The organism is Streptomyces sp. WAC 01529, from assembly GCF_003945545.1.
Classification (GTDB): domain Bacteria; phylum Actinomycetota; class Actinomycetes; order Streptomycetales; family Streptomycetaceae; genus Streptomyces; species Streptomyces anatolicus.
Window position 1 is genome coordinate 2,232,860 of the sequence record NZ_CP029617.1, and the last position, 21,444, is coordinate 2,254,303.

At 73.1% G+C, this 21,444-nt stretch carries 15 protein-coding genes; 6 read left to right on the top strand and 9 right to left on the bottom strand.

Translation table 11 applies throughout. The annotated features are described in order from the left end of the window. Window positions 1–102 precede the first annotated feature (102 nt). Both DMA15_RS10095 and DMA15_RS10100 read right to left on the bottom strand, forming a co-directional pair. Window positions 103–909: an alpha/beta hydrolase gene (locus DMA15_RS10095; RefSeq protein ID WP_125512440.1), complete on the bottom strand. Its 807-nt coding sequence runs from the start codon at window positions 907–909 to the stop codon at window positions 103–105. Beyond that, a complete protein-coding gene (locus tag DMA15_RS10100) occupies window positions 906–1,646 on the bottom strand; it encodes a DUF998 domain-containing protein (protein WP_125512441.1) in 741 nt (246 codons plus the stop codon). The genes DMA15_RS10095 and DMA15_RS10100 overlap by 4 nt, the downstream gene beginning before the upstream one ends. A 179-nt stretch (window positions 1,647–1,825) precedes the next feature. Between DMA15_RS10100 and DMA15_RS10105 the strand changes: the two genes are divergently transcribed. The 3 genes from DMA15_RS10105 to DMA15_RS10115 all read left to right on the top strand — a co-directional run bounded on the left by DMA15_RS10105 (window position 1,826) and on the right by DMA15_RS10115 (window position 6,166). After that, complete coding sequence (locus tag DMA15_RS10105; RefSeq protein WP_125512442.1) at window positions 1,826–2,374, top strand: hypothetical protein; 549 nt, start codon at window positions 1,826–1,828, stop codon at window positions 2,372–2,374. Window positions 2,375–2,506: 132 nt separating this feature from the next. Next, window positions 2,507–4,246 carry a multicopper oxidase family protein gene (locus DMA15_RS10110; RefSeq protein ID WP_125512443.1) on the top strand — a complete coding sequence of 580 codons (1,740 nt, stop codon included), beginning with the start codon at window positions 2,507–2,509 and terminating at the stop codon, window positions 4,244–4,246. Between the two features lie 159 nt (window positions 4,247–4,405). Continuing rightward, entirely contained in the window at window positions 4,406–6,166 is a 1,761-nt protein-coding gene (locus tag DMA15_RS10115) for an NAD+ synthase (protein ID WP_125512444.1), read from the top strand. An 823-nt stretch (window positions 6,167–6,989) separates the two neighbouring features. On the opposite strand, the gene DMA15_RS10120 is transcribed toward DMA15_RS10115, so the two are convergent. The 4 genes from DMA15_RS10120 to DMA15_RS10135 all read right to left on the bottom strand — a co-directional run bounded on the left by DMA15_RS10120 (window position 6,990) and on the right by DMA15_RS10135 (window position 11,918). Next, complete coding sequence (locus DMA15_RS10120; RefSeq protein WP_125512445.1) at window positions 6,990–8,201, bottom strand: MFS transporter; 1,212 nt, start codon at window positions 8,199–8,201, stop codon at window positions 6,990–6,992. 192 nt (window positions 8,202–8,393) lie between these two features. Continuing rightward, entirely contained in the window at window positions 8,394–9,422 is a 1,029-nt protein-coding gene (locus DMA15_RS10125) for an endonuclease/exonuclease/phosphatase family protein (RefSeq protein ID WP_125512446.1), read from the bottom strand. Between the two features lie 220 nt (window positions 9,423–9,642). Continuing rightward, complete coding sequence (locus DMA15_RS10130) at window positions 9,643–10,242, bottom strand: TetR/AcrR family transcriptional regulator (RefSeq protein ID WP_240659734.1); 600 nt, start codon at window positions 10,240–10,242, stop codon at window positions 9,643–9,645. Window positions 10,243–10,319: 77 nt separating this feature from the next. Next, complete coding sequence (locus DMA15_RS10135; RefSeq protein ID WP_125512447.1) at window positions 10,320–11,918, bottom strand: MFS transporter; 1,599 nt, start codon at window positions 11,916–11,918, stop codon at window positions 10,320–10,322. A 224-nt stretch (window positions 11,919–12,142) separates the two neighbouring features. On the opposite strand from DMA15_RS10135, the gene panB reads away from it, so the two are divergent. From panB to DMA15_RS10150, 3 genes are all read left to right on the top strand, one after another. Further along, entirely contained in the window at window positions 12,143–13,024 is an 882-nt protein-coding gene (gene panB, locus DMA15_RS10140; RefSeq protein ID WP_125512448.1) for a 3-methyl-2-oxobutanoate hydroxymethyltransferase, read from the top strand. A gap of 799 nt (window positions 13,025–13,823) precedes the next feature. Beyond that, the gene (locus DMA15_RS10145) at window positions 13,824–14,843 is read left to right on the top strand and encodes an ATP-binding cassette domain-containing protein (RefSeq protein WP_125512449.1); all 1,020 of its coding nucleotides are present in this window, start codon (window positions 13,824–13,826) and stop codon (window positions 14,841–14,843) included. Then, complete coding sequence (locus tag DMA15_RS10150) at window positions 14,840–15,670, top strand: ABC transporter permease (RefSeq protein ID WP_125512450.1); 831 nt, start codon at window positions 14,840–14,842, stop codon at window positions 15,668–15,670. Before DMA15_RS10145 ends, DMA15_RS10150 begins: the two co-directional genes overlap by 4 nt. Window positions 15,671–15,709: 39 nt before the next feature. Here the strand turns inward: DMA15_RS10150 and DMA15_RS10155 are convergent, their stop codons facing one another. The 3 genes from DMA15_RS10155 to DMA15_RS10165 form a co-directional block, all read right to left on the bottom strand. Continuing rightward, entirely contained in the window at window positions 15,710–19,060 is a 3,351-nt protein-coding gene (locus DMA15_RS10155; RefSeq protein WP_125512451.1) for a BTAD domain-containing putative transcriptional regulator, read from the bottom strand. Between the two features lie 105 nt (window positions 19,061–19,165). Further along, window positions 19,166–20,056 (bottom strand): geranyl diphosphate 2-C-methyltransferase, encoded by an 891-nt coding sequence (locus tag DMA15_RS10160; RefSeq protein ID WP_125512452.1) that lies wholly within the window; start codon window positions 20,054–20,056, stop codon window positions 19,166–19,168. 31 nt (window positions 20,057–20,087) lie between these two features. After that, the gene (locus DMA15_RS10165; RefSeq protein WP_125512453.1) at window positions 20,088–21,416 is read right to left on the bottom strand and encodes a family 2 encapsulin nanocompartment cargo protein terpene cyclase; all 1,329 of its coding nucleotides are present in this window, start codon (window positions 21,414–21,416) and stop codon (window positions 20,088–20,090) included. Window positions 21,417–21,444 lie beyond the last annotated feature (28 nt).

Genomic DNA, 21,444 nt, shown 5'->3' on the forward strand with positions numbered 1-21,444 from the left:
GCTGTCGCTGGGCGCGGCTAGACGCCGAAGGCGGTCGCCGCGGGGGTGAGGCCGGTGCCGCGCCGCTCCGGATGACGTACTCGACACCCCGCGATCACCCCCTCACCCCCCGCCCCCGCCCCCGGCGAGGACCGCCTCCGCCACGTCCCCCGGCCGGTCCCGCATCACCAGATGTCCCGAGGGTCGCGCCACGCGGAACTCCCCGCCGAGGCCGGAGGCCAGCTCCCGTTGGCGGCCGAGCCACTTCTTCGAGCCTCCCGCGTACGCAGCGAGCACGATCACCGGCGCCCCGCCGGGGAGCGGTCCGGCCTCCCGCAGCGCCGCCAGCTCCACCGCCGCGTCGCCGTACGTCACGTACTCCATGAGCGCCGCCCGCAACACCCGCCCCGTTCCGTACACCCCCGCCCACCGCGTGGGCGCCGCCCGCCTGCGCAGCGTGGGACCGAGCGCCCGCGGCACCCCCGCCGCACACAGAACCGCCCCGCACGCGCGCGTGCCCCTCACCCGTGCCGCGCGGGGCACCCGCACCCGGGGCCGCTCCTCGACGCTGGAGTCGACGAGGACGAGGCCGGCCGTGCGCCCCGGGTACAGCCGCGCGAACGCCTCCGCGTGGAACCCGGCGAGCGAGTGCCCGACCACCGTGGCCTTCTCCCCGCCGAGACCGACCCCGTCGAGGACGCGCAGGATGCGTTCCGCCTCGCCCCGCAACGTGGGCGCCACGCGCGCGTGGCCGCTGAGTCCGAGCCCGGGGCGGTCGAAGCGGACGACGGTCCGGTGCGGCGCGAGCAGCGGCACCACCGGGTCCCAGTCGAACCAGCCGAGCCCGAGACCGGCGCTCAGCACGCACACCGGCCCGCTCCCCGTCACATCGACGTTGTGCGGCACCCCTGCGATGCGTACGAAGGTCATCCGCGCCGCTCCCGCGGCGACGCGGCGGCCGCCACGGACCACGCGAGGACCGCGATCCAGACCGCGATGAACAGCACCTGGAGCCGCTGCCCGACCCCCAGCGCCCACGTCCCCCGCCCCGCCTCGAACGCGGCGACGGACGCCAGCGTCCACCCCGTGGCGGCGACTTCGAGGACGACGAGGACCGGGCCGGTGCGCGCGAGAGCGGGCCACGCGCCCGCGCCGCGCCGCGCGGCGACGGTGAGCAGGACCATGCCGAGCAGGGCCCCGCCGACCGCGACGCTGCTGCTGACGGTGTGCGCGGAGTGCGTCCAGGGGACGTCGCCCGCCGCCTCCCGCGCGGCGCACGCGGCGTCGGCGGTGGGCGCGCAGCTCAGCGCCAGCTGCGAGTCGGCCGCCGTGGCCGCCCCGAACAGCGCGAGCCCGGCCCACCCCGCCACGGCCCACCCCCGGCGCGGCAGCCACACCAGCGCGCCCACCGCGCCCGCGAGGACGAGGAGCCCCGCCAGGAGGTCCGCGGTGCGGAAGAAGGTCCCGTACGGCTGGTCACGGGCGGCGAGTTCACTGACGTACACCTGGAGGGGTGAGAGGCCGGTCGGCAGGAAGGCCTCGACGGTCCAGGTCGTGTAGAGGAGCGCGCCGAGCAGCAGCGGGATCGCGAGGGCGGCGCGGGTGGCGCGGGTGGCGGGGGGCCTTCGGGGGCCGCCGCCCGGCGGTCGTGTCGGCCGTGGAGGCATGCAGGCGGCCTCCGTCGTCGGGGGCGGGCTCGGCGCACCCATGCTAGGCAGCCGTTCGGGACGGCGCGTGGTCCGGGTGGATCCATCCCGGTTCGTCCTTGGTCGTCATGGACTCATGATCGTCGCGGTGGCGGTGGCCCGCGAGTCGTCGGATACCCGGCGGGGGTAGGGTTCGGCTCATGGCGAGGACGAGGAACCGCACGGGGTACGGGCAGTTGCTGCTGCTCGCCGCGCTGGTCCTCGGGATCTTCGCCATGCATACGTTGGGGCATCCCTCGGGTGGGCATGGGGACGGGCACGGAGCCCTCGCGAGGTCGGGCCTCCATGCGGGGTCCGGCCTCCAGGCGGGGTCCGGCGTCCATGCGGGGTCCGGCGTCCATGCGGGGCACGAGGTCCATGCGGGGTCCGGCGTCCATACGGGGCACGAGGTTCGCACCGAGCACGCCGCCCAGGGAGCCCATGCCGAGCGCGGCGGTGTCCGTGCCGAGCCCCTGGCGGGGCCCGTGGCGGAGCCCCACGGGGGCGTCGGCATGGGGATGGACCCCCTGTCCGTGTGCCTGGCGGTGCTGGGCGCCATGACGCTCGTACTGCTGGTGCGCGCGGGTCTGTTGAGGCCGGGCGGGACGCTGGGCCACACCCCGGCGGCCGGGCATCTCCCCCACGCCCCGAGGCCCGAGGCGCCGCCGCCCCGCGTCCTGCTCTCCCGTCTGTCGGTGCTGCGGATCTAGAGCGCGCCCGGCTGCTTCGCGCTGCCCGGAAACCCGTGCCGTTCCGATGGGAACCCGCGGGGCCGGGCGGTGTGTCAGAAGCAGCGGACGCGCCCATACGCACGTACCACCATGACGAGGTGTCACCCGGCCATGCGCCACGAAACCCCACGCACTGCTTCCGCAAACCCCTCCGCTCCCCTCCCCCTCACCTCCCTCGCCTCAGCCCCGCCTGCTCCCCTCACCTCAGCCCCGCCCTCCCGCCGCACCCTGCTCACCGCCACTGCCGCCCTCACCGGGGCGGGAGTCCTGACGGCCTGTACCGGCTCGGGCTCGGGCGGCCACGGCGGTGGGCACGGCCGGGGCGGCGCGTCGTCCGGCCCCGAGGGCTATGTGGACCCGGCGGGTCCGGAGGTCGCCGCCGCCGAGAAGAAGCGGGGCCGCGGCGGCCGGGTCCGCGAAGTGCGGCTCACGGCCGCCGAGACCCGGCTCGACCTGGGCGGCGGCCCCACGGTCCGGACGTGGGCGTACGGGGACGCCCTGCCCGGCAAGGAGGTCCGCGTCACCGCGGGCGACACCCTCGCCCTGACCCTCGCCAACCACCTCCCCCAGCCCACGTCCCTGCACTGGCACGGCATCGCCCTGCGCAACGACATGGACGGCGTCCCCGGCCTCACCCAGCGGGACATCAAGCCCGGGTCGGACTTCACCTACCGCTTCGCGGTGCCGGACCCGGGGACGTACTGGTTCCATCCGCACTCCGGCACCCAGCAGGACCGCGGGCTGTACGCCCCCTTGATCGTCGAGGACCCGAAGGAGCCGCTGAAGTACGACAAGGAGTGGGTGATCGTCCTCGACGACTGGGTCGACGGCGTGGACGGCTCCACCCCGGACGGCGTACTCGCGGAGCTGAGCAAGGGCATGGCCGAACACGGCGACCACGGCGACCACGGCGACCACGGCGACCACGAGATGTCCCACATGTCGCACGCCGCGGCGCGGACCGCCCCGTCCCCAACGCCGAAGACGACGCCGATGCCGAAGAAGCGGACCGGCCCGTCCCGGATGATGATGGGTGCCAGGAGCGATCTGCTCGGGGGTGACGCGGGCGACGTCGCGTACCCGCACTACCTGATCAACGGCCGTACGCCGAAGGCGCCCTCCCAGTTCCGTGCCCGCCCCGGCGACCGCATCCGTCTGCGCCTCATCAACGCCGGAGGTGACACGGCCTTCCGCGTCGCGCTCGGCGGCCACGAGATGACGGTGACGCACACGGACGGCTTCCCGGTGGAGCACGCGAGGACGGAGGCGCTGCTGCTCGGCATGGGTGAGCGGTACGACGTCCTGGTCACCGCCAAGGACGGCGTCTTCCCGCTCACCGCGGTGGCCGAGGGCAAGAAGGCGGCGGCGCTCGCGGTGCTGCGCACGGGCGGCGGGGCCGCGCCCGCCGCGTCGGCACGTCCCGGGGAGCTGACGGGCCGCCTCCTGACGGCGGACAAGCTGCGGGCGGCCGAGTCCGTCGCCCTGCCCGCCCGCGAGCCGGACCGCACGATCAGGCTCCAACTGACGGGCGGCATGGCGAAGTACGACTGGGCCTTCGACAAGAAGCCCTACTCCCCCGGCCGGCGCCATCCGCTGCGCGCGGGCGAGCGGGTCCGTCTCGTCTTCGCCAACTCCACCTCGATGTGGCACCCCGTGCATCTGCACGGCCACACCTTCGCCCTGTCGAACGTGGCGAACGGCCCCCGCAAGGACACCGCCGTCGTCCTGCCGAACGGCACGCTGACGGTGGACTTCGACGCCGACAACCCCGGCCTGTGGATGGTCCACTGCCACAACGTCTACCACTCGGAGGCGGGAATGATGACGGTGCTCGGGTACCGCGACGCGTGACGGCGGCGCCCGGCGGGCGAGGGGGGCGGCGCCCGGCGGGGGCGGCTCCCCGTGGGCCGCGGGGGCGGCTCTCGGCGGGCGGCGGGGGCGGCTCCCGGGCCTCCGGTCCCGCCCCCGGCCCGCCGGGCATCGCGTCGCTTTGACGATTACACTGGGCGCGTGCCTCAACTACGTCTCGCCCTGAACCAGATCGACTCGACCGTCGGCGATCTCGCCGGGAACGCCGAGGCGATCGTCCACTGGACCCGGCACTCCGCCGAGCAGGGGGCGCATCTCGTCGCGTTCCCCGAGATGGCGCTGACCGGGTACCCCGTGGAGGACCTCGCCCTGCGCTCGTCCTTCGTCCACGCCTCGCGGCAGGCGCTGCACGCGCTCGCCGCCCGGCTGAAGGACGAGGGCTTCGGCGAGCTGCCGGTCGTCGTCGGCTATCTCGACCGCACCGAGGAGGCCAAGCCCCGCTACGGGCAGCCCGCGGGCGCGCCGCGCAACGCCGCGGCCGTGCTCCACCGGGGCGAGGTCGCGCTGACCTTCTCCAAGCACCACCTGCCCAACTACGGCGTCTTCGACGAGTTCCGCTACTTCGTGCCGGGCGAGACCCTGCCGATCGTGCGCGTGCACGGCGTCGACGTGGCCCTCGCCATCTGCGAGGACCTCTGGCAGGACGGCGGCCGCGTGCCGGCGACCCGCAGCGCGGGGGCGGGGCTGCTGCTCTCCATCAACGCGTCGCCGTACGAGCAGAACAAGGACGACCAGCGGCTCGAACTGGTCCGCAAGCGCGCCCAGGAGGCGGGCTGCACCACCGCGTACCTGGCGATGATCGGCGGGCAGGACGAGCTGGTCTTCGACGGCGACTCGATCGTCGTGGACAAGGACGGCGAAGTCATCGCGCGGGCGCCGCAGTTCGCGGAGGGGTGTGTGGTCCTGGACCTCGACCTGCCCGCCGCCGCGCCCGTGCCGCCGTCCGGTGTCGTGGACGACGGGCTGCGCGTCGAGCACGTCACGCTCTCCGAGGAGCCGCTGCCCGCGTACGAGGCGGAGCTGACCGGCGGTTACGCCGACCGGCTCGACGACGACGAGGAGGTGTACTCGGCGCTGGTCGTGGGCCTGCGCGCGTACGCCGCGAAGAACGGCTTCAGCAGCGTGCTGATCGGGCTCTCCGGAGGCATCGACTCGGCGATCACGGCCGCCATCGCCTGCGACGCGCTGGGCGCGCGGAACGTGTACGGGGTCGCCATGCCGTCCCGCTACTCGTCCGAGCACTCCATCAGCGACGCGGAGGAGCTGGCGCGGCGCACCGGGCTCAACTTCCGTACCGTGTCGATCGCGCCGATGTTCGACGCGTACATGGGTGCGCTCGGGCTCACCGGGCTCGCCGAGGAGAACATCCAGTCGCGGCTGCGCGGGACGATGCTGATGGCGATCTCCAACCAGGAGGGGCACATCGTGCTCGCGCCGGGCAACAAGTCCGAGCTGGCGGTGGGCTACTCCACGCTGTACGGGGACTCCGTGGGCGCCTACGGTCCCATCAAGGACGTCTACAAGACGGCGATCTTCCGCCTCGCGCGGTGGCGCAACCGGGCGGCGCGGGAGCGGGGGCAGACGCCGCCGATCCCGGAGAACTCCATCAGCAAGCCGCCGAGCGCGGAGCTGCGTCCCGACCAGGTCGACACGGACTCGCTCCCCGACTATCCGGTGCTCGACGCGATCCTGGAGCTGTACGTCGACCGGGACCAGGGCGCTGACGCGATCGTGGCGGCGGGGTTCGAGCGGGAGCTGGTGACGAAGACGCTGCGGATGGTGGATACGGCGGAGTACAAGCGGCGGCAGTACCCGCCGGGTACGAAGATCTCCGCGAAGGGGTTCGGGAAGGACCGGCGGCTGCCGATCACCAATCGCTGGCGCGAAGGCGCCTCCGGCTGAGGTGGCCGGTTTCTCACCGGGGGCGTTGTGGCGGCCCCTCGGCGGGGGGCGTTGTGGTGGGACCCTCGGCGGGGGCGTCTTCCGGCGTGTGGCTCCCCGGGGCGGGACGGGTGACGGTCGACCGCCTTCGCCTTCGCCTTCGCCGCTTCGCGGCTCCGGGGGTGTCTTTGGCGTGCGGCGCCGGGGCTCGGGCGGTCAGCCGTCTTCGCCGCTTCGCGGCTCCCCGGTCCGGGGTGCGTGACGGTTGCCCGCCTTTGGCGTGCGGCGCCGAAGGGACGGCCCTACACGCCGCTTCGCGGCGATGCCCCCACCCACCCACCCGTTTGCCCCACACCGGGCCCCACCCATCCCCGCCGCTTCTCAGCGCAGCTCCAGGGGGCGGGGCCCTACACGCCGCTCCGCGGCGATGCCCCCACCCACCCACCCGTTTCCCCGAGCTGATCAAGTGCCGTCAGGGCGCCATCCGGTGCCGGGTAAACGGGTGGGTGGGTGGGAAAGATTCGCCGCGCAGCGGCGGAGAGGGTCCGCCCCCACCGGGGCGAGCCTTGACGACGGCACCGCCCGGTGCCGGGTGAACGGGTGGGTGGGTGGGGAAGCTTCGCCGCGAAGCGGCGGGAAGGATCCGCCCCCACCGGGGCGAGCCTTGACGACGGCACCGCCCGGTGGAAGCTTCGCCGCGCAGCGGCGGGAAAGGTCCGTCCCACCGGAGCGAGCCCTGACGGCGGCGGGAAAGTTCGCCGCGCAGCTGCGAGGAAGGACCGCCCTGGCGAGGGCACCCCAACCCCGGCCCCGCCCGGCGCCGGGCCCACCGCAGAGGCCCCCCTCACCGCCGAGACGCCTCCCGGCGCTGAACAGGCCCCGCGGCGACCAGTCGCGCCGGCGCCGGCGCGGTCCGGCGGTCGACCAGGTAGGCCGCCCCCGCCACCGCGAGCCCGAGCACCGCGAGCACCGCCCCCGTCACCGCCGGCGACGTGACGCCGAAGCCCGCCGCGAGGGCGAGGCCCCCGATCCACGCGCCGCCCGCGTTCGCGAGGTTGAAGGCCGCCTGGTTGGCGGAGGAGGCCAGCGACGGGGCCGCCGACGCCTTCTCCATGACCATCAGCTGCAACGGCGAACCCGTCGTGAACGCCGCCATGCCGAGCAGCATGACCGCGAGCGCCGCACTCCACCCGGCGCTCATGAGCAGCGGGAAGAGCGCGAGGACGACGGCGAGCGCGGTGAGGCCCCCGAAGAGGGTGCCCCGCAGGGAGTGGTCCGCGAGGCGGCCGCCGAGGAGGTTGCCCGCGGTGGCGCCGACACCGAACAGCGCCAGGAGCAGCGTGACGCTGGACTCGGCGTAGCCCGCCGCGTCCGTCAGCATCGGCGTGATGTAGCTGTACGCGGCGAAGAGCGCGCCGAAGCCCGCGACGGTCGTACCGAGCGCCAGCCACACCGGCACGCTGCCGAGCGCCCGCAGCTCCCCGCGCAGACCGACCGCGTCGCCGTGGCCGTGGTCGGCGGGGACGAGGAGGGCGAGCGCGGCGATGGCGGCGAGGCCGATCGCGCTCACCGCGAGGAACGTGGCGCGCCAGCCGAGCTGCTGCCCCATGGCGGTGGCCACCGGCACGCCGACGATGTTGGCGACGGTCAGGCCGAGGAACATCAGGGAGACCGAGCGGGCCTTGCGCTCGGGGGCGACGAGTCCGGTGGCGACGACCGCGCCGACGCCGAAGAAGGCGCCGTGCGGCAGGCCGCTGAGGAAGCGGGCGGCCAGCAGGGAGGTGTTGTCGGGGGCGACCGCCGAGAGCGCGTTGCCGACGACGAAGAGCACCATGAGGCCGATCAGGACGCGGCGGCGCGGCAGCTTCGCGGTGACGGCGGCGAGCAGCGGGGCGCCGATGACGACGCCGAGCGCGTACGCGGAGACGAGGTGTCCTGCGGCCGGGATGGATATGTGCAGGTCGTCGGCGACGTTGGGCAGCAGGCCCATCATCACGAACTCGGTCGTGCCGATGCCGAAGGCGCCCACGGCGAGGGCGAGCAGGGCCAGGGGCATGAAGAAGTACCTTCCACGGAAGCAGGGGGAGCGGGCGAGGGGAATCCATAAGTTTACTTACGGAACAAACTCCCCCGCACCCAGTATTCCGCGAGGTCAGGACCGAACGGCGACCACGTCGAGTCGCCCGCGTTAAGAGACGACCACGACAAGCCGCCCGCGTGAAGAGCCGACCACGTCAAGCCGCCCGCGTCAGGAGGAGAGGTCTACCCTCGCCGCGATCGGCAGATGGTCGCTGCTCGTCTCCGGGAGCGTCCAGGAGGAGACCGGCTCGACTCCCTTGACCATGATCTGGTCGATGCGGGCCATCGGGAACGACGCGGGCCAGCTGAAGCCGAAGCCGTTGCCCGCCGCGCCCTGCGTGGACCGCATCTGGGAGGTGACCGCGTTCAGCGCGCGGTCGTTCATCGTGCCGTTGAGGTCGCCGAGCAGGACGACCTTGCCGATCCGCTCGTCGGCGATGGCCTCACCGAGCGCGTCGGCGCTGTTGTCGCGCTGGTTGGCGGTGAAGCCCGCGTCGAGCTTGACGCGTACGGACGGCAGGTGCGCCACGTAGACGGCCACCTCGCCCTTGGGGGTGTCGACCGTCGAGCGCATCGCGCGGGTCCAGCCCAGCTTGATGTCGACGGGGCGGGTGTCGGCGAGCGGGTACTTGCTCCACAGGCCGACGGTGCCCTCCACCGCGTGGTACTTGTACTGGCCGGACAGGGCCTTCTCGTACGTGGGGACGGCGTCCGCGGTGAGTTCTTCCAGGGCGATCACGTCGGCGCCGGACGCCGCGACGTCCCGGGCGGTGCCCGTCGGGTCGGCGTTGTCGGCGTTGACGTTGTGCGTGGCCACCGTGAGGTCGCCGCCCGTGCCCGACTTGTCGCTGATCAGGCCGCCGAACGAGTTGAGCCAGATGATCACGGGAAGGAGCAGGGCGATCAGCGCGGTGGCGGACTTGCGGACCACGGCGACGACGAGCAGCACCGGGATGAAGACGCCGAGCCACGGCAGGAAGGTCTCGGTGAGGCTGCCGAGGTTGCCGACGCTGTTCGGGATCTGCGCGTGGAAGAGCATCACAAGCGCGATGAGGACCGCGGCCCCCGCGGTGATCAGCCCGCGCTTCCAGATGCCCGGGTCGCCACGCCAGCCGTCCAGCAGGCGTCGGAACCGGGACCCCGGACGCTCGGGCCCCGAGCCGTCGCTGCCCGTCTCCGTCATATACGCCTGCGCCATACCCTCGTCGCCTCACTGACTGCCGTACACACCGTCGGTCCGCCCCTGAAACCCTAGGCGATGATCGGTGTCGTCCCTGCCGTCCACGACGGCCGTACAGGCACCAGGACGATCGGGGCGGCACGGCGGGTTCCTGAACAGGGCGGGTGAGCGGCCGCTGTGACGAAATGCGCATACTCGCGCGCGTGGCGCCGCGGCCGGGACCCAAAGCGCCGGGGACTCACACAGCCGGGCCCAGGCCCTCAAGGACCGTGTCGACGATCCGTTCGGCGAGGTCGGCGTCGAGCGGCGCGTCGGGGCGCATGATCGTACGCACCAACATCGGCCCGACCAGCAGGTCGTTGGCCATCTCGATGTCGACGTCCGCGCGCAGTTCGCCGCCCTCGACGCCCCGCCGCAGCACGTCGTGGGTGAGGCGGCGGCGGGGGTCGACGACCGTGCGGTGGTACGCGTCCCAGAGCTTGGGCAGCGCCTTCATCTGCGCGAAGACGTTGTGCAGCAACGCCGAGGAGCGCATGTTCAGGCCGCGGCGGCGCAGCCCCTCCAGGAGGCAGACGAGGTCGTCGCGCATCGAGGTGCCGGGCAGCTCCGGGTCGGGCTCCTCGAAGACGCGCAGGACGTCGACGAAGAGGGCTTCCTTGCCGTCCCAGCGCCGGTAGATGGTGGCCTTGCCGACGCCCGCGGTCCTGGCGATCCGCTCGATGGAGAGGTCGGCGAGCGGAACGCCGTCCTCCAAGAGCCGCACCACGCCCTCGATGATGGCCTGCTCCACGGCCTCGCTCCGGGGCCGCCCCCGGCCGCCCTTGGCGATGTGGACCACGTCGTCTCCGCTCTCTCCGCGCCTGCTGCCGGGCCGATTCTCCCTCAGCCGCCTCCCCCCGCGGCCGCTCGGCTCCCTCAGTGGCCTGCCGCGCCCACCGGCTCGGCCTCCTTCTCCTGGGGGCGGGACTCCGGCGGCGTACGCCCGGGCAGGAAGAGGAAGACGACCAGCGAGCCGATCACCGCGACGCCCGCGCCCCACAGCGCCGTGACGTGCATGGCGTGCAGGAACGAGTCGTTGGCGGCGGCCACCAGGGGCTCGCCGCGCGGCCCGAGGCGTGCCGCGGCGCCCAGGGTCGCCTCGATGGACTCCCCGGCGGTGTGCCGGGCGCTCTCGGGCAGCAGTGTCAGCTTGTCCTCGACGCCGTTGCGGTAGGCGGTGGAGAGCACCGAGCCGAGGACCGCGATGCCGAGCGCGCCGCCGACCTGGCGGAAGGTGTTGCTGAGCGCGGAGGCGGAGCCGGCCTTCTCGCGCGGCAGGGCCTGCATGATCACGACGCTGGTGGGCGTCATGATGTGCGCCATGCCGGTGCCCATGAGGAAGAAGATGACCTCGAGGATCCAGATCGGCGTATCGGCGTCGAGGATCGTGAAGGACGCGAGCGTCGCCATCACCAGGAGCAGCCCGCCGGTGCACACGGCCCGTACGCCGAAGCGGTCGACGACCAGGCGGGCGCGCGGCGCGAAGATGAGCTGGGCCGCGGCGAGCGGCAGCATCAACAGGCCGGTCTGCAGCGGCGAGTAGCCCCGCACGCTCTGGGTGTAGAAGACCGAGAAGAAGGTCACGCCCATCAGCGCGAAGAAGACCAGCGCGATGGCGCTGATCGCCGCCGAGAAGACGCGGTTCTTGAAGTACGAGATGTCGACCGACGGGTGGTCGCAGCGCTTCTCGTACAGCACGAAGGCGACGAGGACGGCGAGGCCCGCGAGGACGGTGCCGAGGACCGCCGGGTCGGTGAAGTCGGCGAGCTGGCCGCCCTTGATGATGCCGTAGACGAGCAGGACGAGGCCGACGACGGAGAGCGCGACGCCGACGAGGTCGACGCGGCCCGGCTTCGGGTCGCGCGAGTCGGGCACCAGCCAGACCATCAGGGCGACCGCGACGATCACGATCGGTACGTTGATGAGGAAGACCGAGCCCCACCAGAAGTGGTCGAGGAGCACGCCGCCGGTGATCGGGCCGATGGCGATGGCGAGGCCGACGCCGCCCGCCCAGATGCCGATGGCCTTGGGCTGCTCCTCGCGTTCGAACACGTTCATCAGGACGGCGAGCGTGGCGGGCATCACGAAGGCCGCGCCGAGGCCCATCAGCGCGCGGAACACGATGAGTTGGACGGGTGAGCCGGACTGCGCGGCGAACGCCGAGCCGATGCCGAAGACGACGAGCCCCGCGATCAGGACCTTCTTGCGGCCGAGCCGGTCGCCGAGCAGGCCCGCGGTGAAGAGCAGGCCCGCGAAGACGAGCGTGTAGGAGTTGATCGCCCACTCCAGCTCGCCCTGGGTCGCGCCGAGTCCGGTCGGCTCGGGGGTGGAGATCGTCTTTATGGCGACGTTCAGGATCGAGTTGTCGAGTACGACGATCAGCAGGCTCAGCATCAGGACGCCGAGGATCGCCCAGCGGCGCCGGTGCACGGCCTCCGGTATGCGGGGCTGGGTGGGGAGGGCGGTAGTTGACATACGGACCAGCGTAGGGCCCTTTCGATACGATACCGTCTCGTATTGGAAAGACTTTACTGAACGCGTTACTGAACGCGTCACCGAACGCGTTGCTGAAGGGATGACGAACGGATTGGACGGATTACCTGTGGGCGCACTAGCCCCGGGGCGGCACGTGGTGCCACCATGGAGGTGATCCGGGGACGCCGACAGGGCGCCTCGAGATGACAGAAGGAGCCGTTGCGATGACGCAGCTTTCGGCTGCCCAGAAGAGCGCCGACGCCCAGCGGGGCCCCGACAGCGGCAAGGCGCTGTACGGCGGCAAGGGCACGCGACGCATCACTGTGCGCGACATCACCGCCGCCAAGGAGCGGGGCGAGAAGTGGCCCATGCTCACCGCCTACGACGCGATGACCGCGTCCGTCTTCGACGAGGCGGGCATCCCCGTCATGCTCGTCGGGGACTCGGCGGGCAATTGCCACCTCGGGTACGAGACCACCGTGCCCGTCACCCTCGACGAGATGACCATGCTGTCGGCCGCGGTCGTGCGGGGCACCTCGCGCGCCCTGATCGTCGGCGACCTGCCGTTCGGCTCCTACCAGGAAGGCGCCGTGCAGGCGCTGCGCTCGGCGACCCGCCTGGTGAAGGAGGCGGGTGTCGGCGCGGTCAAGCTGGAGGGCGGCGAACGCTCCCTGGCCCAGACCGAACTCCTCGTCCAGTCCGGCATCCCCGTCATGTCCCACCTGGGCCTGACCCCGCAGTCCGTGAACACCATGGGCTACCGCGTCCAGGGGCGCGGCGAGGAGGCGGCCCACCGCCTGCTGCGCGACGCCAAGGCGGCGCAGGACGCGGGCGCGTTCGCGGTCGTCCTGGAACTGGTCCCCGCGGACCTGGCCGCGGAGGTCACCCGCTCCCTGCACATCCCGACCGTCGGCATCGGCGCGGGCGCCGAGTGCGACGCGCAGGTCCTGGTCTGGACGGACATGCTGGGCCTCACGGGCGGCAAGATGCCGCGCTTCGTGAAGCAGTACGCGGACCTGCGGGGCGTGATGGCCGGCGCGGCCAGGGCGTTCGCGGAGGACGTGGTGGGCGGAACGTTCCCGACGGAAGAGCACTCGGTCCGCTAGGCAGCGGGGCCGCCGGCCCGCGTCCACTGGTCCGGTAGGCCGCCGCTGGGCCGCGCCCGCTGGTCGGCTCGGGCCGAGGTGGCGGCCGTCCCGGCGTACGAACCACTGCGGCACCAAGGCAGCCCGTTGGCCGTCCCCCGTCGACGGGCTGCCTTTTCTCGCCCCTGGGCGATTGGGCGGGCCCTTTCCCTGAGCTGGAAGCGGGCTCGCCCTGAGTGGCTGGGCCGGGCCTTTCCCAGGGGCTGGACACGGCTCGCCCTGAACGGCTGGGCCGGGCCTTTCCCAGGGGCGGGACACGGCTCGCCCTGCACGGCTGGGCCGGGCCTTTCCCAGGGGCTGGATGCGGCTCGCCCTGAACCCCTGAGCGGCTGGGCGGGGCCGACTGGTCACCTGCGGCGCCTGTCCCGCCCGCTTCGCGGCGGATCTCTCCCACCCACCCACCCGTTCACCCCGTACCGGGTGGGGCCGTAGGAGCCTCAAGCTCCCGCCCTCCGCGGTGACGCCCGCAACCCCGGCGCGAAGGGACGGGTGGGGCGGTCCGGGGCTAGCGCCGGGCGCCGGGCGGGTGGGTGGGAGACATCCGGCGCGAAGCGGCGGGACAGGGCATCGCGCCGGGTGCCGGGCGGGTGGGTGGGGAACATCCGGCGCGAAGCGGCGGGACAGGGCTTGGGGCCGGGGGCGGGGGCATTCGGCGAGGCGGTGGTCGGCTCGCGCCCCGTTGGGGGCAGGGGCAGAGGGAGGCCCCGGCCTGTCGGTGGGATGTCGGTGGTTTGTCGGTGCCGCCTGGCACCTTGTACCCATGACGCGAATCAACGAGAACCCCGGCGGCGCAGGGAGCGCGGTCACCGTAAGGGGACTGGTCAAGCACTACGGCGAGACCAAGGCACTGGACGGCGTGGACCTGGACGTACGCGAGGGCACCGTCCTCGGCGTGCTCGGGCCCAACGGCGCCGGCAAGACCACCCTCGTACGCTGCCTGTCCACCCTCGTCACCCCGGACGCCGGCTCGGCCCTGGTCGCGGGGTACGACGTGGTCCGCCAGCCCCGCCAGCTCCGCCGCGTGATCGGCCTCACCGGCCAGTACGCCGCGGTGGACGAGAAGCTCTCGGGCCGCGAGAACCTGTACATGATCGGACGCCTGCTCGACCTGTCCCGCAAGGAGGCCAGGTCCCGGTCCGACGGCCTGCTTGAGCGGTTCTCCCTCACCGAGGCCGCCAAGCGCCCCGCGGGCACGTACTCCGGCGGTATGCGCCGCCGCCTCGACCTGGCGGCGTCGATGATAGGCAGCCCGGCCGTCCTCTACCTGGACGAGCCGACGACCGGCCTCGACCCCCGCACCCGTAACGAGGTGTGGGCCGAGGTCAAGCGCATGGTCGGCGACGGCGTCACCGTCCTGCTCACCACGCAGTACATGGAAGAGGCCGAGCAGTTGGCCTCCGAGCTGACCGTCATCGACCGCGGCAAGGTCATCGCGAGCGGCGGCATCGACGAGCTGAAGGCGAAGGTCGGCGGCCGCACGCTGCGGGTCCGCCCGGCCGACCCGCTGGAGCTGCGCCCGCTGGCCAACGCCCTTGACGACCTGGGCCTCACCGGCCTCGCCACCTCGACCGTGGACGTCGCGACGGGCACGGTCCTGGTGCCGATCCTCAGCGACGAACAGCTGACGGCCGTGGTCGGCGCGGTCACCGCCCGCGGCCTCACGATCGGCTCGATAGCCACCGAACTGCCCAGCCTGGACGAGGTGTTCCTCTCCATCACCGGCCAGAAGGCCAGCGCCCCGCAGGACGCCCGCCCCGAACTGGAGGAGGTTGCCGTATGAGCACCACCACTCTCACGCCGCCCCTCACCAAGGGCGAGACGGACGACGCCCGCATCAGCCTGCGCGGCCACGTGCGGCACACCAGCGCGCTCGTGCGCCGCAATCTGCTCTGGATCCGCCAGGACCCCGAGTCGATGTTCGACGCGGTCCTGATGCCGATCGTGTTCACGCTCCTGTTCGTGTACGTCTTCGGCGGCTCGATCGGACAGGCGCTCGGCGGCGGTCAGGACCAGTACGTGCAGTACGTGGTGCCGGGCATGATGGCGATGATGAGCATGAACATCGCCATGGCCGTCGGCACCGGCTTCAACCAGGACTTCCAGAACGGCATCATGGACCGCTTCCGCACCCTGCCGATCGGCCAGGGCTCGGTGCTCTTCGCCAAGATCGTGGTGGAGCTGATGCGGCTGCTCATCGCGACGACGATCATGATGATCGTCGGTGTTCTCGTGGGCTTCGACATCACCGACTGGGGCGGCCTGCTGGCCGCCGTGGGCCTCTCCGCGCTCTTCGGCACGTCCATCATGTGGATCTTCCTGGTACTCGGCGTCTCGATGAAGAGCGCCCAGTCCGTGCAGGCGATGGGCTTCCTGGTCCTGATGCCGTTGCAGTTCGGCTCGTCGATCTTCGCGCCGACCAAGTCCATGCCGGGCTGGCTGCAGGGCTTCACCGACTACAACCCGCTCTCCTCGCTCGCGGACGCCGCGCGCGGCCTGATGGTCGGCGGCCCCGTCGCGCACGACGTGTGGGTGACGGTCGGCTGGTCGGCGCTGATCACGCTGGTGATGGCGCCGATCGCGATCCACAAGTTCCGCACCAAGAGTTGATCACCGCTCATACCAGGCACCGTGCATGCGGTGCACGGTTCACGCGGTGCACAGGGCGGCGGCCTCGTCGAGAGTGAGGCCGCCGCCCTCGGCGTACGCGGCCTCGTACGCCTCGGTGCCGAGCGCGGCACGGGCGAGCCGGGCGGCGTTCTCGTAGATCTCCCGCTCGATCGCGTTCGGGAAGTGGCCCGCCGGATGCTCCCGTTCGGCCACCGCGAGCAGCCGGGCGGCGTCCGCCGCGCGGCTGCCGCCGTCGAGTTCGGCCAGCGCGCGGGCCGCGATCCGCAGCTGCACGGTGACGGCCTGCGGCGCGACCATCAGCGACAGGGGCGCGCGGGCCTCCTCAAGGGCGGCGCGGGCCACGGCGACGCCCCGCGCGTACCGGCCGCCCAGGGTGTCGAGCCAGGCCTGGAGGCCGAGCACGAAGCTGTCGAAGACCGGGTACCCCACCACGCTGAACTCCTCGCGCAGCCGCGAGATGTGCTCGCGCGCCTCGTCGAGGCGCCCGGTGCGGCCGAGCACGCCGACGAGGAAGAGCCGGGCGGCGGGCACGGCCTCGCCGGTGTGGGCGCGCCCGCTGTTCGCCAGGACGTCGCGGAGGATCGCCTCGCCCCGCTCCAGGCTGTCCGGCGACTCCGTGAGGACCGAGCCGAGGCGGGCCTTGAGCACGGCCGCCTGGCTCTGGGCGCCGAGCTGTTCGGCGTAGGTGATGGCGGCCTCGAAGTCCTCGGCGGCGAGGGCGAACTCCCCGCACCGCTCGCGTGACTCGCCGCGCGCGGCGAGCGCCTCGGCCATGCCCCAGGCGTCCCCGAGCCGCTCGAAGCCCCGCAGCGCCTCGTCGGCGTCCTGGCGTGCCTCGCCCGCCCAGTCGGTGTGGTTGGTGAGGATGTTGGCGCGCAGTTGCAGCGCGGTGGCCAGTTCCCAGGCGTAGCCGAGCCTGCGGCAGGTGTCGACGGTCGCGTCGAGGGTGGTGCGCAGCAGCTCCGCGTCGCCGCCCAGCATCACGGCGAAGAACCAGAGGCTGCCCGGCACTCGGCAGGTCTGCGGCAGGCCGGGGCGGTAGGTGTCCCGGATGCCTCGCAGCCGCTCCTCGGCCTCCTCCGTCCGCCACGCGTCCATGTCCATGTCCATGCAGGCGAGATCGAGCAGGCGCACCCCGCGGCGGGCCTCTTCCAGCACTTCGGGGCGCATCGGCGGGGGCTCGGCCGTGCACGGTTGGTTCAGCGGGGGCGCGGGGGTGACGGGCGGGGCGAAGGGGTCGGGGCCGAGGGCCATGACGTCGCGGGCCCAGTTGCGGGCCTCCAGGCGCAGGCCGCGGATCTCCCAGAACCAGCACAGGGAGAGCACCAGGCAGAGCGCTTCCTGTTCGTCCCGCGCGGCCACGGCGTGGCGCAGGGCGGTGCGCAGGTTCTCGTACTCGGCCTCCAGCCGTTCGACGGCGGCGAGCTGGCCGCGCCCGCGCAGTTCGGGGTCGGTGGTCCTGGCGACCTCGCGGTAGTGCACGAGGTGCCCGCGCTCGGCCCCGGGCCGGTCCCCCGCCTCGTCGAGGCGTTCGCCCGCGTACTCGGCGACGGTTTCGAGCAGCCGGTAGCGCATGCCCGTCCCCGCCATGGGTGAGGGGGCGGCGACGACGAGGGACTTGTCGACGAGGGAACCGAGCACGTCGGCGACGTCGTACGGGCTGTCGCTGTCCGCGTACGAACTGCCCCTGCCCGCATACGAGCTGCCCCTGCCCGCGCAGACCGCTTCCGCCGCCGCGAGGTCGCAGCCGCCCGCGAAGACGGAGAGGCGGCGCAGGACGGCGCGTTCGGGTCCGTCGAGCAGGTCCCAGGACCAGTCGACGACGGCCCGCAGGGTCTGCTGGCGGGGCAGGACCGTGCGGGCGCCGTTGGTGAGCAGCCGGAAACGGTCGTCCAGGCGGTCGGCTATCTGGCGCGGGGTGAGCATCCGCAGGCGGGCGGCGGCCAGTTCGATGGCGAGCGGCAGGCCGTCGAGGCGCCGGCAGATCTCGGCCGCGGCGGCGGGGTCCTCGCCGACGGTGAACCCCGGCCGCGCGGCGGCCCCGCGCTCGGCGAACAGGCGGACCGCGACGGGCTCGGGCAGCGGCTCGACGGGCCGCAGCAACTCACCCGGCACACCGAGGGGTTCGCGGCTCGTGGCGAGGATCGTGAGGCCGGGGCAGCGGGCGAGGAGTTCGTCGGCGAGGCGGGCGGCGGCCGCCACGACGTGCTCGCAGTTGTCCAGGATGACCAGCATGCGGCGCCCCGCGCAGTGCTCGACGAGACGGACGACGGGGTCCTCGCCGTGCCGCTCCGACATGACGCGCATCTCCTCCGCGCCGACGCCGCGCAGCACGGTCTCGCGGGCGCCGAGCGCGGTGAGCACGGCCTCGGGCACGTCGTCGGGGCCTTCGACGGGGGCGAGTTCGGCGAGCCACACCCCGTCCGCGAAGCCTGTGCCGACGCTCTCGGCGGCCTCCTGCGAGAGGCGTGTCTTGCCCGCGCCGCCGGGGCCGAGCAGCGTGACGAGGCGGGCTCGCGCGAGGTCGTCGCGCAGGGCGTCGATGTCGGCCTCGCGGCCGACGAAGGAGGTGAGGCGGGCGCGGAGGTTGCCGGGTACGCGCGGCGGGCGCTCGGTCGGTGGGTGCTCGGCCTGCGGGTGCTCGGCCTGCGGGGCGTGCAGCAACTCGTCGTGCAGGGCGCGGAGTTCGGCCCCGGGGTCGGCCCCGAGCCGGTCCGCGATCTCCCTTCGTACGTCCTCGTAGGCGGCCAGGGCCTCCGCCGGGCGGCCGGTGTCCCGCAGCGCGCGCAGGCGCAGGGCCTGGAGCGGTTCGTCGAGGGGGTGGGTGTCGCAGAGCGCGGTGAGTTCGGGCAGGGCCTGTTCCGCCTGGCCGAGGGCGAGGGCGGCGGTCAGGCCGGCGCGGCGGGCGTCGAGGCGGCGGGCCTGCCAGCGGGCGCTCTCCGCGGTGCGGTCCGGCAGGTCGGCGAGGGCTTCCCCGCGCCAGAGCGCGAGCGCGTCGTCGAGCAGGGCGGCCGCCTTCGCCGGGTCGCCGTCGGCGAGGGCCCGGCGGCCCTCGCCCGCCAGCCGGTCGAAGCGGAACAGGTCTATGTCGTCGGGGCTCGCGTCCAGCCGGTAGCCGCCGTCCGCCGAGACGACGGCGTCCGCGCCGAGGGTGCGGCGGAGCCGGCCGACCAGGGCCTGGAGGGCGCCGGGGGCGTCGGCGGGCGGGTCGGCGGCCCAGACGTCGTCGACGAGGGCGGGTACGGGGGCCGGTCGGCCGGCGCGGAGGGCGAGTGCGGCCAGCAGGGCGCGCAGGCGGGGGCCGCCTACGGGGACGGGGGTTCCGTCGGGGTGGGTGGCTTGGGTGGGCCCCAGGACGCGGTAACGCACGGGGCCATTGTCGCGGGTTCCCCCGCCCGCCTGCCCGTTGCCCCGCGCCTCATCGTGCCGCAGGGGGTTTTCCCACCCACCCCCCGTTTCCCCGTGCCGGAAGCGTCAGACGCGGTCCGCTGCGATCAGGACGTACTGGAAGGAGCCGTCCTTGTACGACTCGATGAAGGCCTCTTCGATGCCGGTGACCAGGGACGACGTGGCCCGCAGCTCCCAGTAGGGCAGGGTCGCGGGAGTCAGGTCGACGACGGCCTGCGGTACGAGGCGGTTGTCGGCCATGGCGCGCAGATACTCCCGGCGGGAGTGGATGTTGCACTCGAAGTGGGCGTTGATCTGGGAGACCCACTTCGACGGCTGGCCGTAACGCGGGTTCCAGCAGCCGGTGATGGTCACATAGCGGCCGCCGACCTCAAGGATCCGGGAGTGCTCGGCGAAGAGGTCGTGCAGGTCGACGTACATGCTCGATTCGTTGTTCCACGAGCCCGCCACCTGCCCTGTCCCGAAGGGCATGTCGAGCATGTTGCACACCCGGGCGCGGACGTGGTCGGGAATGCGCAGTTCCTGGGCGCGCCGGTTGGCGAAGTCGGCCTGCTTGGCCGAGAGGGTGACGCCCTCGACCTTGCATCCGAAGCGCTGGTGGGCCATGACCATGGAACCGCCCCGGCCGCAGCCGGCGTCCACGAGCGTGTCGTCGCGCCCGATGTCGCCGAGGTGATCCAGGAGCACCTCGGTCTGCGCCGACTCCAGGCGGTGGAGTTCGGCGATCAGCTTCTTCTCGTGCTCGGAGTCGTCGGCTTCGCCCAGGGCGGCGTGGTCGACGTCGCCGATGCCGTAGTGGTGGTGGTAGAGGCCGTCGACGTCGCCGAGGCGCAGGTTGACGGGCCTGGCCTCCCCGTCCCAGTAGCGGGCGATGTCGCCCTGGTAGGGCGTCGCCGGGCCGGGGATGCGCGGGCGGGTGTCGGCGGAGGTGGCGCTGAGCCGGGTGCTGCTGGTCACAGATGAGTCCGTTCTCTTGCCGCGAGTTCTCTTACCAGAAGTCGGGCAGGCTGTATCGGTAGGTGTTGGTCCGGTGCCAGTAGTGGTTGCCGTCGACCCATGCGGCCACGCCCTTCAGGAAGCGCGGCACGCTCGGGACGGGGCACGCGGCGGCCAGGGCCGCGGCCTCGGCCTCGAATTCGTTCATGAGGTCGTTGTGGACCTCGACGGCCTTCAGGTAGGCGTCCCGCTCGGAGAGGCCCTCGCGGTCGGCGAGCACGGTGGGCAGGTTCAAGTGCCTTCCGGGGGCGTCGAGTTCCTTGGTGTACGAGTACAGGTCGTTCACGATGGTCGTCGCGTTGCCGGCGAGCGCGATGACCTTCTGCATGTCGGGCCGGGCGTGCAGGTCCGCCGGCAGTTCGTAGCCGCCGACGGTGTCGGTGATGGTCGGGCAGGGGCGGAAGTTGTTGAACTGGCGCATCGCCAGGTACTCCCACACCTCGGGTACGTACTCCGTCTGGGCCCAGGCGGCCTCGGCGAGGTATCCCATGTGCAGTCGGGCCATGTCGTGCCGGTACCGGTCGGCCTGGGCGGGGCTGGCCGTACCGACGAAGTACTCCATGGCGGAGCGGTAGGCACGCCGAGGGGCGTCCGCGTGCAGCGACTGTGCCCACCGCGGCTGGTACTCCCGCGTCGTGTACAGGGGGTCGAGGGCGGTGTGCGCGAGGAGGAGGCGCCCTCCGAGGCCGATGGGTGAGCCTCCGTGGTCCTCGCAGTAGCAGTCGTCCACCGCGTTCTCGGCGACCATCAGCCGGGTGGCGACCATCAGGTGGTCGATGCTCGGGGCGTCCGGGTGGCAGGCCACCATGTAGCGGCCCACGGAGAAGCCGTCGAACTGCTCCTCCCAGTCATCGGGATACAGGGTTACCTCGTCCAGCGCCCAGGATTTGATCCTGCGGCTGACCTCCTCGACCTTCGCCGGGTCGGGCTCGGGCACCGGGTGGTGGTAGAGACCCGGAACGGCCGGGCCCTGCGCCGGGGCCGCCGACGGTTCCGAAGGCGGCGCCGGCTCCTCGCGCCGGAACAGGCGCAGGCCCGCCGTCCCCAGACCGCTGGGTCCGCGCAGGGCCCGCTCCAGGGCGGCTCCCGGCGCCGGCACGTCGGCCACCGGAGCACTGGGGGGAGCATCGAGCGCAGGCGGGGCCGGGGGGGCCGGCGGGGAGATCGGGGGCGGGCCGGGCGAGGAGGACGCACGAGTCGGGCCGCCGACAGCGGCCTTGATGTCGTGGGCTCGGGCCGCGGCGTCAGCGAGGACGTGCGCCCCGAAGGGCGCGGCCTCCGGCAGGCCGGACCGCGGAGGTGTCAGCTCGGGCGCGGGCATCCATGGCTCCTTGTGGGGTGGGCGGCTG